Origin of the sequence: Rhodanobacter denitrificans (assembly GCF_000230695.2) — a bacterium.
Taxonomy (GTDB): domain Bacteria; phylum Pseudomonadota; class Gammaproteobacteria; order Xanthomonadales; family Rhodanobacteraceae; genus Rhodanobacter; species Rhodanobacter denitrificans.
The window spans coordinates 3175036-3191310 of the sequence record NC_020541.1 but is presented as its reverse complement, the minus strand read 5'-3'; the positions used below and the strand labels follow the sequence as shown (position 1 = coordinate 3191310).

General features: G+C 64.1%; 12 protein-coding genes. 3 read left to right on the top strand and 9 right to left on the bottom strand.

Annotation, left to right across the window (positions count from 1 at the left end; genetic code table 11):
* The first annotated feature begins 126 nt into the window (after positions 1–126).
* Both R2APBS1_RS14865 and R2APBS1_RS14860 read left to right on the top strand, forming a co-directional pair.
* Positions 127–816, top strand: a complete 690-nt coding sequence (locus tag R2APBS1_RS14865; RefSeq protein ID WP_015448558.1) for a phosphatidylserine decarboxylase — start codon at positions 127–129, stop codon at positions 814–816.
* Positions 813–1010 (top strand): hypothetical protein, encoded by a 198-nt coding sequence (locus R2APBS1_RS14860; RefSeq protein ID WP_007511439.1) that lies wholly within the window; start codon positions 813–815, stop codon positions 1008–1010. Before R2APBS1_RS14865 ends, R2APBS1_RS14860 begins: the two co-directional genes overlap by 4 nt.
* A gap of 27 nt (positions 1011–1037) precedes the next feature.
* On the opposite strand, the gene prsT is transcribed toward R2APBS1_RS14860, so the two are convergent.
* From prsT to R2APBS1_RS14825, 7 genes are all read right to left on the bottom strand, one after another.
* Positions 1038–3893 (bottom strand): XrtA/PEP-CTERM system TPR-repeat protein PrsT, encoded by a 2856-nt coding sequence (gene prsT, locus R2APBS1_RS14855; RefSeq protein ID WP_236126962.1) that lies wholly within the window; start codon positions 3891–3893, stop codon positions 1038–1040.
* Positions 3883–5244 (bottom strand): PEP-CTERM-box response regulator transcription factor, encoded by a 1362-nt coding sequence (prsR, locus tag R2APBS1_RS14850; protein ID WP_015448556.1) that lies wholly within the window; start codon positions 5242–5244, stop codon positions 3883–3885. The genes prsT and prsR overlap by 11 nt, the downstream gene beginning before the upstream one ends.
* Positions 5241–7322, bottom strand: coding sequence for an XrtA/PEP-CTERM system histidine kinase PrsK (gene prsK / locus R2APBS1_RS14845; RefSeq protein WP_015448555.1), 2082 nt, complete (start codon positions 7320–7322; stop codon positions 5241–5243). The genes prsR and prsK overlap by 4 nt, the downstream gene beginning before the upstream one ends.
* 67 nt (positions 7323–7389) lie before the next feature.
* Entirely contained in the window at positions 7390–8559 is a 1170-nt protein-coding gene (wecB, locus tag R2APBS1_RS14840; protein WP_015448554.1) for a non-hydrolyzing UDP-N-acetylglucosamine 2-epimerase, read from the bottom strand.
* A gap of 226 nt (positions 8560–8785) precedes the next feature.
* Positions 8786–9781 carry a ThiF family adenylyltransferase gene (locus tag R2APBS1_RS14835; protein WP_244868492.1) on the bottom strand — a complete coding sequence of 332 codons (996 nt, stop codon included), beginning with the start codon at positions 9779–9781 and terminating at the stop codon, positions 8786–8788.
* A gap of 163 nt (positions 9782–9944) precedes the next feature.
* On the bottom strand, positions 9945–10757 hold the full coding sequence (locus R2APBS1_RS14830; RefSeq protein ID WP_015448552.1) for a PEP-CTERM sorting domain-containing protein: 813 nt from the start codon (positions 10755–10757) through the stop codon (positions 9945–9947).
* Between the two features lie 637 nt (positions 10758–11394).
* Complete coding sequence (locus R2APBS1_RS14825; RefSeq protein WP_015448551.1) at positions 11395–12450, bottom strand: nitroreductase family protein; 1056 nt, start codon at positions 12448–12450, stop codon at positions 11395–11397.
* A gap of 514 nt (positions 12451–12964) precedes the next feature.
* On the opposite strand from R2APBS1_RS14825, the gene R2APBS1_RS14820 reads away from it, so the two are divergent.
* Positions 12965–13813 carry an N-acyl amino acid synthase FeeM domain-containing protein gene (locus tag R2APBS1_RS14820; RefSeq protein ID WP_231381730.1) on the top strand — a complete coding sequence of 283 codons (849 nt, stop codon included), beginning with the start codon at positions 12965–12967 and terminating at the stop codon, positions 13811–13813.
* A 207-nt stretch (positions 13814–14020) separates the two neighbouring features.
* Here the strand turns inward: R2APBS1_RS14820 and R2APBS1_RS14815 are convergent, their stop codons facing one another.
* Both R2APBS1_RS14815 and R2APBS1_RS14810 read right to left on the bottom strand, forming a co-directional pair.
* Positions 14021–14728: a hypothetical protein gene (locus R2APBS1_RS14815; RefSeq protein ID WP_015448549.1), complete on the bottom strand. Its 708-nt coding sequence runs from the start codon at positions 14726–14728 to the stop codon at positions 14021–14023.
* 425 nt (positions 14729–15153) lie between these two features.
* Positions 15154–15894 (bottom strand): PEP-CTERM sorting domain-containing protein, encoded by a 741-nt coding sequence (locus R2APBS1_RS14810; RefSeq protein ID WP_015448548.1) that lies wholly within the window; start codon positions 15892–15894, stop codon positions 15154–15156.
* Positions 15895–16275 lie beyond the last annotated feature (381 nt).

Sequence of the window (16275 nt, the reverse complement as noted above, 5' to 3'; positions counted from 1 at the left end):
CCTGGTCGAACTGCGGCGGCGACTGGCGCGCGTCGTGATCCTGTGCAAGCCTTGGTCAGGGCCTAGTTGCGCGCCGTCGACAATTTTCATGGCTGAGTGTTGTCGCCAATCAGGATTCGCAATGAAATGACGATACTTGTCCTGCAGATCGTGATCCTGTGCCTGGTGGCCGCGGCCATCGTGCTCTGGGCGTTTTATTTCCCGTACCCGTCGCCGCTGATACGGCGCTGGCTTGCGCCGCGCAAGCGCTGGCCGGAAACGCAGATCCGCACATGGCTGAAGCGGGGGGAATTTCAGCGTGCGTTTCTACGCCACTTTTACAGTGATCCGGAGCGCATCGCGCCTCCCGGCAACGCCATGCTGGCTCCGGCAGACGGGCTGGTGACCAGTGCGCAGGTACAAGGCGGAGTGCGCTATCTGGTGATCGCGCTCAGTTTCTGGGACATGCATGTGCAGCGCAGCCCGGTGTCCGGTCGGGTGCTCGCCGTGGAGTCGCACGGCGACGGCTTCATGGACGGGGAGGGAAGGGAGTTTGCTTTTCTGCGCGAGAAATCCTGCCCGGTGCAAAAGCGTCTGGTGATTGGGACGGGCGCCGGGCAAGTTGCGGTGCGCTTGATTACCAGCCTGGCGGCGCGGCGTATCGAGACCTGGGTCCAGGAGGGCGAGGAGATCAAGCGCGGCCAGCGGATCGGCCGGATCCTGCTGGGAAGCACGGTGGTGCTCGAGCTGCCGGCTGCGGTGAACCTGCTGGTGCATACGGGCGATCGCGTCTGGGCCGGCGAAACGGCGGTTGCAGAAGGCGCGACCTGCCCATGAATGACTTTCTGTGGTCGTCCGGTCATCTGGGTTGGGGCGTTTTTGCGCTTGCCGTTTTCACCGGCCTATGGTGGTTGCTGAGCGATCTGTACTGGCGCCTGCAAAACATCCGGATCAGCCGGCTTCTGGTTACGCTGGCCATCGGCTGGGCTATCGGGGCCGGGCTGATTCTCCTGGGCTTTCGTATCGAGTAAGAGTGCGAGGCCGCCGATAGCTTGCACCTACTTGGCGCTGGCGCCGGTCAACTCGCGATACAACTTCTCCGCGGCCGGCTTGCCCTGGAAATCAGCACCGGATTTTTGCAGCGCCACCAGCGTGCTTCGCGCGCCGGCATGGTCGCCGGTGCGCGCCTGGGCCACGGCCAGGTGATACTGGATCGCCGGTGCCTTGGGCGCTGCCTTGGCCGCTTGCAGCAGGATCGGCAGCGCGGTCCTTGGCTGGTTGTGCGCGACCAGCGCCCAGGCATAGGTGTCCGCAATGCCCGGCGAGCCAGACGCCAGTTTGTAGGCTCGCTCCGCCAGTGCCAGCGCCTTGGGATTGTTTTGCTCCGTGTAAATCCAGGCGAGGTTGTTGAGTGCGTCGATACTGGACGGATCGGTCTTCAACACCTGCTCGTACTGCGCGGCAGCCAGCGCGTTCTGCGTGTGCTTCAGGTAGTAGTCGGCCAACAGCAGGTGGGTGGCGTTGTCGTCCGGATGTTTGGCCAACCAGTCGCGCAGTACGCCTTCTGGAGCGTTGGCGCCGCTTTCGTTCAGCGCGAGGAAGCTCTTGACCACCAGTGGCCGGTCGTACTGCAGCTTCAGTCCTTGCTGGTAGGCCTGGGCGGCTTCGCGATAGGACTTGTTCGCCATGTACAAGTCGCCTTCCAGCGTGAAGCCCGCTGCCTTGGTGGCAGGTTGCTTCTGCAGCATTTGCGCGAGCGCAGTGGCACCCGCCAGATCATGGTCCTGCGATTTCAGCAGCGCCCGCAGGACCACCGCCGTCACTTGGCCCGGATCGGCCTTGATCACCGCGTCAAGATTGCTTGCGGCAGCCTTCGTATCCTTGCCGAGGATCTGCGCACGCGCCAGATTGGTGCGGTACAACGGCACTTGCGGCGCGAAGTTCACGGCTTGCTGCAGCACTTTCAACGCTTCGCCGTGATGGCCGGCATTGAGTTCCGCTGCTCCGAGCGCATTGAGTGCCGCCGGGTTGTCGGGGCTGGCAGCTACCAGCTGTTTGGCCGTGCTCACGGCTTCGTCGTATTTGCCGTCTTCGCCGTATAGCACCACCAGTGCGATATACGCGGTGGGGGACTTCGGCGCCGTGTCGATGGCCTGCTTGAATCGCTTGGCGGCTTCCGCCCTGTCACCCTGCAGCGCGGCGAGTTGACCGAGCGCGGTCATCGCCGCCGCGTTGCGCGGGTCCTTTTTCAATACGGTTGCGTAGCGGCTGGCAGCAGCTTCGTGATGGCCCTCCAGTGAATCCAGGCCACCCAAGCTCAGGAGCGCGGCAAGATTTTCCGGGTCCAGCTTCAAGGCCTCGGCGTACTGGGCGCGTGCTTCGGGGCGCCGACTGGCCGCGACCAGCGCGGTTCCGTACAGCAGGTGCGCGGCGCTGTCGCGCGGATTGCTGGACGCATAGGCGGCCGCCACCTTGACCGCTTCGGCCGGGCGTTGTTCGCGTACGTAGGCCATGACCAGCAGGCTGTTGCGGCGCGCCTCGGTGGAGGTACTGCCCGCAGGAATATCCTGCAGCAGGTTGATCGCTTCCGCTTCATTTCCGCCCGCGATGGCGTTGCCGGCGCGTGCAAACAGGGTGTCGGACGGAGTGCCTGCACTGGTTGCGGCGGCTACCGTCCCTGGTGAACGGGCATTCGTGGCGGCAGATTTCTGCAACAGCGCCAGCAGCTCGGCGTCGGATGGTGTGCCCGACGCGGCCGGTCGAAGCGTGTCCAGCGCCTGGCGCGAGCGGCCTTCGCGGTAGAGCGTGAGCGCCAGCAACTTGCGCACATTGACGTTTTTCTGGTCCATGCCCATGGCGTTGCTGAGGTACATTTCCGCCTGGCTGTAGTTGCCTTGCGCGTAGTTGACCGCGCCCATGAGCAGTTGCGCCTGGGCGTTGTCCGGGGACACCTTGAGCACCTGCTGAAGCTCGGAAACGGCGTCGTCCAGATGACCCTGCTTGTACAGCACCACGGCGCGCAGGTAGTGCAGGTACGGGTGCTGCGGCAACATTTTTTCCAGCGTCTGGATGTTGGCCAGCGCCTTGTCGAACTGGCTTTGCTGCGCCTGTGCGTTGGCCAGCCGGGCCAAGGCGTAGAAGCGCTCTTGCGGCAGCCAGTCGGGATTCTTGAAGCCCATCACCTTCTGGTAATCCGCTTCGGCGCCGGCGAAATCGGCGTTGTCGAACGCGAGATCGCCCTTCGCCACCCAGACCTGCGGATTGTCTGGCGCGGCGGCCAATGCCTGCTGCACGTACTTGCCGGCGGCATCCGGATCGCCGGCGATGACCGCCAACTGGGCCAGCCCCACCAGCGCACCCGGGTTCTTCGGGTCCCCCGACAGCACGGCCATGTACGCCTGCCGGGCCTGGTCGAACTGCCTGAGTCCGCGATAGGCGTCGCCCCGCAGCACGGCTACACGCGCTTTGGTGGCGGCCTCGTAGGGCTTGTCGGGAGTCAGGGTTGCGAGCAACTGGTCGTATTGGCGTGTCATCAGCAGCGCCCGGCCCATGGGTACCGCCCAACGTTCTGCCGGCACCCCGTTCGCCTCGGCGTTCTGCAGTTCGCTCAGGGCGTCCTTTGGATTGCCGAGCATCAGCGAAGCTTGCCCGAGCAGCAGCCAGGCCTCGCCGTTCTTGGCATCGCGTTGCAGGACCTTCTTGGCCTCGATGTACGCCGCGCGATACTCCCCGTTGGCCTGGTATCTGGCGCCGGCCTCGACGCTGCCGTGTCGGCTGCCAAGGCCGCAGCCGCCCAGTGACAAGGCGGCGCACAACAGCGCCAGGGCGCAACGAACGACCCGCGTGTTCAACCTGATCAAGCGCATATCGTCACCCTCAGTTCGCCACGCGCGGCGCGCGGGGTCAATCTGCATCGGCAGGCTTTTTCAAGCCATGCTTGTCCAGAAGATCGTAGAGCGTCGGGCGGCTGATCCCGAGCAGGCCCGCGACATGCGAGAGGTTGCCGCCGGCCTGGGTCAGAGCCCGCTGGATCGCCCTTTTTTCGGCATCGTTTCGTACCTGGCGCAGGTCCAGAATATCTCCGCCGGCCGCACCAAGACGCAGCTCTTCCAGGTCGATCTGCTTCCCGTCCGCCATGATGACGGCGCTGTTGACGGCGTTCTCCAGCTCGCGCACGTTGCCGCGCCACGGAGACGCCTCGATGGCCTTGAGCGCCTTGGCAGTAAAGCCATGGACTGCGCGGCCGTGGCGGCTGGCCGCCTGCTCGAGAAAATGCCGTGCCAGGGGCGCTATGTCGCCGGCGCGTTCGCGCAGCGGCGGGAGCCGGATGGTTACTTCGCTGACGCGGTAGAACAGATCCTCGCGGAAGCGCCCTGCGCTGATCAGCGCGGGCAGGTCCTGGTGCGTCGCGCAGATGATGCGCACATCCACCGGAATCAGTTCGCGGCCGCCGATGCGCTCGACCACCCGCTCCTCCAGAAACCGCAGCAGTTTGGCCTGCAGCGCAAACGGCATGTCGCCGATCTCGTCGAGCAGCAGGGTGCCGTTGACGGCCAGTTCGATCTTGCCCCTGGTCTGCTTGTGCGCACCGGTGTAGGCGCCTTTTTCGTGGCCGAACAGCTCGGCTTCCAGCAGGGTTTCAGGAATGGCCGCGCAGTTGATTGCCACGAACGGCCCGTCGCGCCGCGTACTCAGGCGGTGCACCGCACGCGCGAACACCTCCTTGCCGGTGCCGGTCTCGCCGAGCAGCAGGACGGTGGCGCTGGAAGGGCTGACCTTCTCGATCAGCCGGTAGGCGTCGAGCATGGCTTCACTGCTGCCGATGATGCCTTCGAGCACCGTGGACGACTGGCTTCTGAGCTTGCGGTTCTCGGCCTCCAGCTCATGCACCCGGAAGGCGCGATCCACGATCAGGCGCAGGACTTCCAGTTCCAGTGGCTTGGAGCAGAAATCGTAGGCGCCGCAGCCGATGGACTTGACCGCGTTGTCACGGTCGCCGTTGCCGGTGACCACGACGATCTTGGTGTGCGGTGCGTCCTGCAGGATTTCCGCGATCGTGGCGAAGCCCTCGGTGGTACCGGTGGCGTCGGGAGGCAAGCCCAGGTCCTGCAGCACCACCGCCGGTTCATGGCGGCGCAGCAGGGCGAGCGCGGTCGGCCGATCACCGGCCATGACCACGTCGTAATCCTCGAAGCTCCAGCGCAGCTGGCGCTGCAGGCCGACATCGTCCTCGACGATCAACAGGCAGCGCTGCTTCTGACTCATGGCGCGGCCTGCGGCTTGCCGGTCACCACGGCGGCCCCGGCGGGTTCGGCCAGCGGCAGCTGGATCGTGAATACGCTGCCTTGGCCGGGGGTGCTGTCCACACGCATCGTTCCACCCAATGAGTGCACGTAAGCGCGAGCCTGATAGGCGCCGATGCCCATGCCCTTGCTGGCCTTGGTGGTGAAGAACGGCTTGAATAACCGGTTGTGGATGAAATCCTCGTCCATGCCTGCTCCGTCATCCTCGATTTCAATGGTGGCATGCCCGGTTTCGTGCCTGACTCTCAGCGTGACATGGCCGTGGGCCTGCGCTGCATCCTGGGCGTTGCGGATCACGTGCCCGAGCACGGTGGCCAGCTGATCGGTATCTGTCTGCACCCACAGCTCATCCGTGGCCGGCAGGTACTGCGGCCGTGGCGACTGCGCGTGGCACTCGTCGAGCGCCTTGTCGAGCACCGCCGCCAGTGGCACGCGGCCGTGTCTGGCCGGCGCTGCATCGCCGCGCAACTGCTCGAGCAGGCGCGAGATGCGCTGTACCGAATTGGCTACGGTCGCGAGCATGTCATCCACGAACGCCGGGTTGTGCCGGTGGCGCTCGGCGTTCTGCAGCAGCAACGATTGCTGGGCCGCGAGGTTCTTGAGGTCATGCATCAGGAACGCGGTGAGCCGGTTGAAGCCTTCGAACTGGCGCGCCTCGGCAAGGCGCCGGGCATCGACCGCCTGCGCCAGGATACCGGCCACCTGGCTGCCGGCTGCCCGCAGCAGGTCGATGTCCTCCCAATCGAACGCGCGACGCGCGCGTGCATGCGCCAGCACCACGAAACCGACGAGCCGGTCTTCCAGCACCAGTGGCACCAGCAGCCAGGCGTGCGGCAGGCCGGTCAATTCGGCCGGCGCCCGCAGTTGTTCGTCGCCCAGCGGCGGCGGTTCGCTCAAGTCGTAAATCCACCGGCGCGTCTGCATGAGCCCGAACGCCGGCACGCTGGCCGGAAGCTTCAGGCCGGCTGGCGTTGGCATGTTCCAGCGCGCTTCCGCCACGAAGTCGTCGGCGTCGTCGCGCGTGAACAGGGCGCCGGCCGGGCTGTCCATGATCTGCGCGATCGCGTGCACCGCGCGCTGCGGCAACTCCGTGTCGCCGGCGGACAGTGTCGCGGTCAGGCGCAGCCATTCCTCTCGATAGTCGTGGCGGAAGCTGAAGAAGTTCTTGTGCAGGAATACCCGCAGACGCGAGCGCGCCTGGCCGGAGAATGCGATCAACAGCACCAGCAACAGCGCGAAGCAGACCAGCGTGATTTCCGCCACCCGGCCCCAGTCGCCCCCGTACAAGCGCACGTAATAACCGCCGATCGCCGTGGCGATGATGTACAGCGCGACCACCAGCAGGCTGGTGGAATAGAACACCGCGCGTCGCGACACCCCCACATCCAGCGACCACTGCGGGTTGCGCGCCGCCGCCACCAGCAACAGCGGCACCAGCAGGGCATCGATGAAGCCGCGCGCCGCCCATGCGCTGGCGTTGAACTGCCGGTAGAGCACCGCGTAGGAATACAGGAAGATGCCGTAGGCGAACAGCAGGCCGAGCGCGATCACCAGAAACTTGAGCGCCCAGCGTTGTTCCCGTTGCACGTTGCGGTAGATCTGTTCGAGGAACACCAATCCGGTGAGGGCGAGCACCAGTACGCCGACCAGCGGTACGTTGACACTGAACGGCAACCCGGCTGCCTGCGCCAAACCCGTCAGCGGCCCCAGGCAGTAGAGCGCGAGCACGACCCAGAGTGCATGCGCGACGACGTGCAGGCCACGCAGCATGCCGGACATCGGCCAGGTGCTGAACAGGGCGCTTACGAAGACGATCCAGGCGCCGTAGTGCAGAACCTCGGCCAGCAGTATCCAGTGGACCGCCACCGTGCGCTGCCACTCGGCGTAAGCCAGAAACACGCCCCACAGGATCGAGATCATCGTGGCCAGGACCAGCAAGGCCCCGGTGCGCTGACCGCGCCAACCGGCGCCCAGCAGTGCCGTACCGACGAGAAACGCGGCGGCGGCGGTCAGGTAACTGGCGATGATGATGACGTGCATATCTGGACGATCCCCGACGTGCAACGCGGTTGTCTGCGCTCAATCGGGCATATGTCCGCTCCCGGATTCAGGCATTGCCCCGCGTACGCTGGTGGGCGGTTGCGGGAACTGCTGTTGCTTCGGCGACGTGGGGCGGTGCGCGCAGCAGGCGACGGCGAATGTCGGCCGCAACGCGTGCCGCGGTATGTCCGTCCCAGAGTCGGGGCTTGCGTCCCTGCGGCCAGCGGCCGGCGAGAATCTCGTCCACCGCCGGTACCAGCCCGGCGGCAGTCACCAACCGGTTGGTGCCCTCCGTGATCGTGATGGGCCGCTCGGTCGTGGTGCGCAGTGTCAGGCAGGGTATGCCGAGATAGGTGGTTTCCTCCTGGATGCCGCCCGAATCCGTGATGGCCAGGTGCGCACCGCAGACCAGGTTCATGAAATCCACGTAACCGAGCGGCTCGATGACTTGCAGGTTGGGCGCGTCGGCCAGTTTCGAGCACAGGCCGAAGGCTTCCAGATTCTTGCGGGTGCGCGGGTGCACCGGAAACACCAGCGGCAATCTGGCCGCCATGCGGATCAGTTGGTCGACCAGCGCCGTGAGCGGCGTGGGCGTGTCCACGTTGGAGGGGCGGTGCAGGGTCACCACCGCGTATGCATGGTTCTCCAGCCCGAGTCGGCGCCGCTCCCCACTGGCGTCGATGCGCTCACGCATGAGTTCGTAGGAATCGATCATGATGTTGCCGACGCGGGTGATCTTTTCCGGTGGCACGCCTTCGGCGGCGAGGTGTTCGTCCGCGTCCGGCGACGGCGTCCACAGGATGTCCGCCAGCGTGTCGGTCACCAGCCGGTTGATTTCCTCGGGCATCCGGCGATCGCCGCTGCGCAACCCGGCCTCCAGGTGCGCGATCGGAATGTGCAGCTTCGCGCCGACCAGGGCGCAGGCCATCGTTGAATTGACGTCTCCGACCACCACGACCAGGTCCGGCCGATCCGCAGCGCAGGCCTCTTCGTAGGCGAGCATCACGTCGGCGGTCTGTTTCGCGTGGCTGCCGCTGCCCACGCCCAGGTGCAGGTCCGGCGGCGGCAACTTCAGGTCACGGAAAAAAGCCTCCGACATGTTCTGGTCGTAATGCTGGCCGGTGTGTACCAGTCGCAGGCGGCACCACGGCTGTTCGTGCAGCACGTGGAACAGCGGCGCGACCTTCATGAAATTGGGTCGCGCGGCGGCGATCAAATCAATCCTGAGCCGCTGCATGACGGGACACCCCCCGGTTCCGTGGTGGCTTGAGTGTAGCAAGACGTTGCCGCATGCCGGCGTGGTTTTGCGTGAGTAAACCGGCTTGCTTGCGGGTATCTGCATTTGCGCGTTGTTCGGCGTTCACGCCGTCGTAACTTCGCCGCTGGCGGGTCGAGTCCATCGGGGAGATTCCCCTGTATCGGGTCATGCGGGAAAACCAAAAAGTGACTCGCCAATGGGCCCCTTACCGGCGCATGAAACGGCGGCGCGCCACGGACAGGAGCAAGCGTTGCAGCGGATTGTTGTTGCCCCCCGGTCGCCACGTGCGGGCGAGCTTGTTGCGGTAGGCATCGAAGTGCAGGCCGTGGGGCGCCGCGAGTACCTTGCCCCTGCCCAGCAGGATCTTCAGCGCCTGGGTGCCGGCTATCCCGGCGCAGATTTCGCAGGCCATGGGCGTCGATGGTCCCCGATGGTTGACCAGGTCCACCGCCGACGGGTCGACCAGATAGCCTTGATGCAGCACGGCGGGCGCCAAGCCCACCATGAAGCGCAGCAATTGCTCGTCGAGTGTTTTCCCTTCCAGCCGGAAATACTCTTCGAATGTCATCTGCCCCGGCAGGAACACCAGTACCGCGGCGCCCATGCCCAACGGCGCCGCGGTGATCGCCGGAATGCCGCGCTCGGCGCACAGGGCAAACAGCCTGGCGCGGATATCGAGCACGAAAAAATCCAGTCCGTCGACGTACAGATCCACCCCCGACAGGAACTGCTCCATGTTGTCGACGGTGACGCCGCCGGGGAACTTGTTGATGTCCAGATCCGGATTGATGTCCCGCGCCATCCGGGATACCACGTCGACCTTGGGCTGGCCCACAGTCGACAGGAACGCCCCGGCCTGGCGGTTGAAATTTTCCGTGCCGAATCGGTCGAGATCGGCGAGGTTGAACGACTGGATGCCGAGTCGGGTCAGGGTCAGCAGATGGCTGCCGCCAACGCCGCCGAGTCCGGCGATCGCCACGCGCCTGGAGCGAAGCTTCGCCTGCTCGGCCCTGGTGATCCAGCCGATCGTCCGGCTGAATGCCGTGGCGTAGTCGAACGGCTCGGGCGTGACCGGTGCATCAGACATCATGAGGCGTCTACTCTCGACCTTGCTGCGCAGGGCGGTTGCTGAACCGAGGCGGCAACATCGGCTTGCCTGGAAGCATTGCCGAACGTTGGGCCGGCGGCGTTGGCTCGACAAGAGTGACTGCGTCGGGAGTTTGTGCGGGTCAGGTGGATTGCCGCGTGAAGGACAAGCGCTGCGTGGCCAGCCAACCGGTTCGACGCAGACGTACGATGGATGGCGCCGCTTCCGCAAGCGGCGCCATCCATCGCAGAACTGCACACGTCAGGAGCCGCCGGCTCTAGACGCGTCCATCAGCCTCTTTGCCGCGACGCCGTACAAGCAAGCCCAGAAAGGCCAGTCCAAGACCCAGCAGGCCCATCTCTCCCGGCTCGGGTACCGTTCTGCCGATCAACGTGGCCGTGCCCGTAATCGGGTAGTGGCAGATATTGGCCGGATCCGGCGAGATACCCGTGCACGTCCTGACTGCGCTGAACAGGAACTCCGAATTGAGCGTGAAATCCGCGAATCCGCCCAGACCATCGGCCTGCGTATGGGTCTGGAAGTAGGACGCCGCAGGACCTCCGGTCGCATCCAGAAAACCGATGCCGTTGGATCCGGTCAGGGGATTGGCAACCGTGCCGACGATCGTCGAGAAAAGCTGTGCCGTGCCCGCAAAGCCAAGCAACGAGCCGGTATGGCCGGACAAGGTGAGCCACGGCGTACCGATCCCGGCCGTCGCCGGATTCAGCACGTTGAAGCTGCTGGTGTTGTCGACGAAAAAGCTGATGGATCCAGGACTGAACTCAACCTGGTTACCGATGATGCTCGACACCGTGTACTGGAAGGTGAAGTTGAGATTGCAGCCCGGGCAGAACGTTGCCTCGTTTGTCCCGTTGAACGAGCCAATTACCCCGTAGCCCGTCAGCACGTTGCCGACGCCCGAGATACTCGATTCGCGGAAGTTGAGTGCCTGGACGGTCAGGTCCAACGGAGAGCTGGGATCCCACACGACACCGCCCACATTGGTGGGGGTTGCAAACGTCGATCCGCTCCACGCACCCAGCGCCAGCGCGCATGCGAGGGCGATTCCGATGCTTTTCTTCTTCAACATGATTCTTTCCTCCACTGAGAAACAACCTGGATAACCGCAACGACAGTGGTACCCGATTGACGTCGCCCTGCGAGTTTTATTAAGCAACGGGCGTGCCATGAATATAAGACACTGTTTTGTATTTGTTTCTTCATGCTTGCCTGCCGAGTTTGCCCGGTACCTGTAAGGCATTCCGGCGCTATGCCGCGCCCGCCATGCGCAGAGCCGCGGGTGCTTCATCCAGATGTCTCTGCCATCGTGTCCCCGTGTCCGTCGCATCGGCATGGCACTAACCTGTTGAATAGCAACATGTTCAAGCAATCGACCGTCCGTCGGTCGCCGGGGGGTCGAACCCGCTTGCCGGCATTTCGCCGAGCGATCGCACGCCCTGGGGGGTACTGGCGTAATTATTTGTTTTTAATGCAATTTATTTAGAGAGATCGACTGCGGGCCGAATTTGTAAAGGATTTCGACACAGGCGTAAATCACTCTCATCCTTGCGGGAAACCGCGAAGCGAGGAAAGTCGCGGTCGACGTCTGCGGGTTGCGACGTTCTATCGCCGGGTGCCTGCGGCAAGCCGCAGAGGGCGGGCGGAAAATGAGCTTGCGTCGGGGCCGAGGGTTATCGCAGACCAGCGAGGGTCTCGCTTTGCCAGGACTATGGGAGGGCGCCGAAGCTTCCAGGCGCTCGCCGCCCACTGCGATCACGCGGTGCGGATTGCGCATGGCCAAGCCGCAGGAACACGAGGCCGTACCCCGGCGCGCACAGGTCGTGCAGGGCCGAGCCCAGGCGCGAGAGCGTCTGCTGAAAGGCCGGCTCGACGGGTACGAACCCCAGGCTGAGAACTCCCGCCGCCGCATACGGCTGGACCGACAGCCCATCGAGGGTGGCCTGAAGCCACACGCGCTGCAAGGCGCGGCCACCGGCGAGTACATCGGATCGCGCCGTGGACGGAATGACGAGCAGACAGAGTCCCGGCGACAGCCGGATGGGCAGCCAGGCCGAGCGCCACCCTAGGACCGACGCCGCGCCCAGCCGATTGAGCACGCTCATCACCGCGGGGCGACGCATCGCCTGAAAGGCCGGGCGCAACGGTGGCTCCACGGCGAGTGTCATTGGGGCCAGGCCTTCCTCGCAGGCGGTGTGCCAGCCAGCGGCAAAGCGGATACTCGAAAACAGTTCCGCGTGCAGCGTCGGGCTCTTGAAACGCAGCGTCTCGGCCTGCCTGATGACGCTTCGTGCGGCATTTCGCTCACGCGCTGTCTGTGGCCACCAGAGCCGCTGTCCTGGAATCAGCCGGGCTTGGGCGTCCAGGCGCGCCTGGGTAGCGGTGGTGATCGGGCCGCGCCAAGGGAAACGGCGATCGGTGTGACGCTGCTCGATGGCAGCAGCCAGCGGCTCGGGGAGGGCGCGCTCCCGGTCGCGGCGCCAACGGATGCGCGCGACCCACAGCTCGTCGTCGGGTTGCGGGAAGGGCTGCAGGTCCGCCACATAACCTAGCGACCCGGCGTGGATGACCATGTTTTCCAGGCACGCGCCGGCGGCCAGGTCACTGAGGACATATCGGGTATCGGATACGTGGCCGCTACGGCTCGCGTCGATTCGGAGGTCCAGGTCGTCGCCGCGCCATTCGAAACGCCACGGCTGCGAATTATCTGCCGAGGGCGCGGCGATGCCTGCACAAAGAATGCCAGTTTTCGTATACCGGTCCACGGTTCGCGTCTGTCCCGATATGGCAACTGATTTCGGCCGATTACGGTTTTGTGGGGCTGGCAATCAGCTTGCCCGCACAAGCACATTATTCATGGATAAAAGCATGTACCAAAATAGGCCATTTCAAGAAGCGAAACCAGTCTAGTTCGACTCGGAAAGTCGATTCGCCACCGAAATCCACTGCCGCTTCCACCCGCGCTTCAAGCTCAAGGCCGGGGCACGCGGGCTGGTGGCAGCTGCCCGGCGTGTCGATGCCCCGTTGCCGATTTCGACGTGGATTGGGGCCGATCCGGGCTCCTGGGGGGCCTGTGCATATGGCGACGCCGTTCACACAACCATCGTACCCGAGGTTGTACAATCGGACCCAGCCCGCGGTACGTTGCATCTAAACGGTCGCTGCGCTGCAGGTTGCGTGGTGATGACACACCCACAGCACCGATACCCGTCTGGGACGACGTCGACAAATACGGAGCCAACTCCGTGTTGCCAAGAAAGCAGTATGCCTTGAAACAACGTGTCCCTGATCGGCGATTGGAACATGAATATAATCAGATCGGCAGAAATGCCCGAGACAGTTGTCGACATTACGGCGCGTCTCAATCGTTCAACAGTGCGCGGCAATGAACAGCCTTGTTCCTGCGCGACCAGTCTTGAACAGGTTGAATCGGCCTGGCGACTGGTATATGAGCGCTATACGCAAATGGGGCTGATTGACGAAAACCCGTATGGCCTGCATGCCGCTCCCTCTGCCGTGGGACAGCATGCATGCGTGATATGGGGAGCGGAAGGAGCGGAAGTCGGCTATACGATGACGCTGTTTCGTGACAACCCCAAGGGGCTCGCGCTGGACAGCGTATATGCGGGACCTCTGGGTGAACTGCGCCGAAAAGGGCGTCGCCTGCTGGAGGTGGGGATGCTGGCGGATCGTCGCCAGTGCGCATCACGTGGTGTCGCGGCCTTGTTCAGCATGATGCGCTGGGCCGTGCACTATGGGTTGCACATCGGCGTGACTGACATCGTCATCGGTGTGCATCCGCGGCATGCCCAGTTCTACGTGCGTTGTTACGGCTTCGAGCAATTCGCGCCACCGACAAGCTACCCCATGGTGCGGAACAATCCCGTGGTGCCCTTGCGCCTTCGCCTGATTGAGGGGCTGGCGAAAGACGAGTTGCCACGAGGTCTCGCTGATGCGCGTGACAATCCACTGCCCGCCAGCAAGTTCTCGCATCGCTTCGCGTTTGAGCCCGAGCAACTGCGTGGTTCCCTGGTCGCGGGCCTTTTGAAAGCCAGCTACGGTATTGATCCGTGCCGGACGGCCGGCACCGGTCTGGCGGGCCGCGGTCTCGCCTGGTCGGCAGCCTAGGTTGAGGTGTCCTCGCTGATGCGAGGATGTGAGCCAATCGGAAGTAGGGTTCCCTCAGCGAAGGAGCCCTGCGCGCAGAAGTCGGTGGCCCGGCGAGGAACGGGGCGTCCGCGCCTGACTGGCGCCGCCGCGGCGACCATGATCGGCCCGGCTACGCCCCGGCAGGCTCTCGCGTCGCCTGCACCTGACTTCACACAAGCGGGCCGATCAGCTGTAACGCCGACGCAGACCCAGCAACAGTCCGACAAACAACAGGCCGAGGCTGAGCATGCCCAGCTCGCCGGGCTCCGCCACCGTCACCGGCGGAGGGTCGCCGCAGGGCCCGCTGCCCTCGGCGCCGGTTCCGTCCCCCGACACGATCCAGCCGCTGCAGTTGTTGGCGATGCCCTGGATGTGCGCCACCGATGACCAATTGCTGTCGTTCTCCACAAACGGATTCCCGGTCAGCGGGCTCGTGAACGTCAAAGCATAGGTCGCCGAATCCCCGATCATGAACCGGTTGCCCTGCGACCAGCCGAAGGCAAGGTTGAACATGCCCGGCACCGGGCCCGTATTGAAACCACCGGCCTTGTACGACGCGCCCTGGTCCGCGCAAGTACCGGCGGTGCAGGTGGCGCCAGAGAGGGAGATCGCCTGATTGAGATAAAAGGCCCAGCCGACGGTGGACTGTTGACTGCTCAGGCCCTGTATGAAATCCGGGCCGGTCGTGTGGGAGGACAGTACCAGCGTTCCCGTGTTCGAACCCGTCGAGGATGTGAACTCGGCAATGAGCCAGGGCGCAGGGCCATCCGGTGTGTTGCCAGAAAAAACGGTGTTCAGGGCAATGGTGGTCGAGATGGGGGTCGCGGCAACCTGCAAGGGCAGCACCGTCAGTGCTACCAGGGCAATGCCTGTCAGAGCCGGGATTCTTTTCATGTTGTTTGACTCCCATCGAGACTTGTCATCATCCGTAGCCAGGCAGCCCGGGATTTTTCGAATGCCTGGTATTCGTCGCTACCAGCAAGCACACCTCACTAGCAGTTTTTTATAAGCACACTTCGGGCCAAACTCGCAAGTTATTTATTTTATTGCGTTTTTTATCAGTTTCCATCCATAAATACTGTAGCTTTGTAAGGTTTTCCGACAATCCCGCCGCTGGCGACATGAAACGCCCTCCTTTCCCCTATCACCCGGAAATGGAGGCGGCCGACCAGGATATGACCCTGTTGCGACGCCATGCAGTGTCCGGACGGGCCACCTGCGCACCTGCTCATGCATGCGACCAGACTCGGCACTGCGCGTCGCACAAAAGCACACCCCCCGTTGCCGGGGGGCTTATCCAAGTCGAACCCAGCAACGCTTCAGGCAAAGCGGCGACGCAAAGCCACGAACGCCCCGATCAGCAGCGCCCCAATGCCCAACAGGCCAAGGGAGCCAGGCTCCGGCACGGAGGTCGAACGCCCGTTGTATGTCGTGTCGTCGATACCCCAGGCGTCGGTGGTCAAGTTGGTCAACGTGAGGGAGCTGAACGGCGACGTGTCGGTGAAGCCGAAATACGCGGCTCCCCCGTCCACATTGATCGCCGGCGTGAAGAGTTGGCTGGTGCCGTCGTTGAAGGTGACCTGGAGGGCGTTGGTGCCGCTGAAAGTTGTCTGCAGACCGGTCAGGAACGTCCCGAAGGAATACGTCGGCGTGGCGAAGGTGAAGGTGGCCGAGCCTCCGGCAAAGCCGAGCCACTGGCTGCCAGCGGAGGTCGTATTGAAGCCGTAGAGGTTGCCGAACGTGGTGTTGCTGATCCCCGAAAACCCGGACCCAAAATTCGGGCCGGTCAGGGTGATCGACACCCCTGGCGCGGCGGCGATGGGTGAATAGTAGCCGGTGGCCAGGCTCTCATAGGTGATCGTGTGGGTGGGGCCGAACACGGATGCCGCGGCGAGGAAGCTGGTCTGGGCGGCGTCCGAGTTGGTGAATGGGCCGGTCGTGGGCGCACCATCGTCCTGCCCGGCGAAGGTGGTGGTCGAAGCGTGCGCGGCCCCGATCATTCCGGCAGCGAACAGCCCCGCGAGGATTGCCGTACTCCAACGTCTTGTCAGCAGGTTCATGTGTAGTGCCTCCGTCGAAATGAAAGCCCCCCGGCACGTTTTGAGAGCACGACCTATGCCAAAAACGAAATGGCTTGTAGATCAGAGGGCTGATCGTCCGCGAGTGGGTTACACGCCGAAAAATGTAAGGTTCTCCGACGATTTTCCGGACGCAGCATGGGCGATGGCTGCTTTCGCCTGCTGCCGGAGAAATACCCGAATCTGGCGTGCGCTCGTGACCCGATCCCGCCCGTTGCGGGGGGGAACTTCCTGAAGTGAGGAACAGGTGGGGCAGGCGGACCCAGTCGGCATCGCGCACGTGGGGCACGCCCGGCTTTTGTACCCCAAGAGGACGGGCCCGGGGGCTGGCGGAACAGCGGGGGAGACTGGCAGCGCCCAGTC

Excerpts from the sequence above, each read along its gene's own strand:
- R2APBS1_RS14860 (WP_007511439.1), top strand. The coding sequence starts at position 813 with ATGAATGACTTTCTGTGGTCGTCCGGTCATCTGGGTTGGGGCGTTTTT.
- prsR (WP_015448556.1), bottom strand. The coding sequence starts at position 5,244 with ATGAGTCAGAAGCAGCGCTGCCTGTTGATCGTCGAGGACGATGTCGGC.
- R2APBS1_RS14865 (WP_015448558.1), top strand. The coding sequence starts at position 127 with ATGACGATACTTGTCCTGCAGATCGTGATCCTGTGCCTGGTGGCCGCG.
- prsK (WP_015448555.1), bottom strand. The coding sequence starts at position 7,322 with ATGCACGTCATCATCATCGCCAGTTACCTGACCGCCGCCGCCGCGTTT.
- R2APBS1_RS14810 (WP_015448548.1), bottom strand. The coding sequence starts at position 15,894 with ATGAACCTGCTGACAAGACGTTGGAGTACGGCAATCCTCGCGGGGCTG.
- prsT (WP_236126962.1), bottom strand. The coding sequence starts at position 3,893 with ATGCAGATTGACCCCGCGCGCCGCGCGTGGCGAACTGAGGGTGACGAT.
- R2APBS1_RS14830 (WP_015448552.1), bottom strand. The coding sequence starts at position 10,757 with ATGTTGAAGAAGAAAAGCATCGGAATCGCCCTCGCATGCGCGCTGGCG.
- wecB (WP_015448554.1), bottom strand. The coding sequence starts at position 8,559 with ATGCAGCGGCTCAGGATTGATTTGATCGCCGCCGCGCGACCCAATTTC.
- R2APBS1_RS14815 (WP_015448549.1), bottom strand. The coding sequence starts at position 14,728 with ATGAAAAGAATCCCGGCTCTGACAGGCATTGCCCTGGTAGCACTGACG.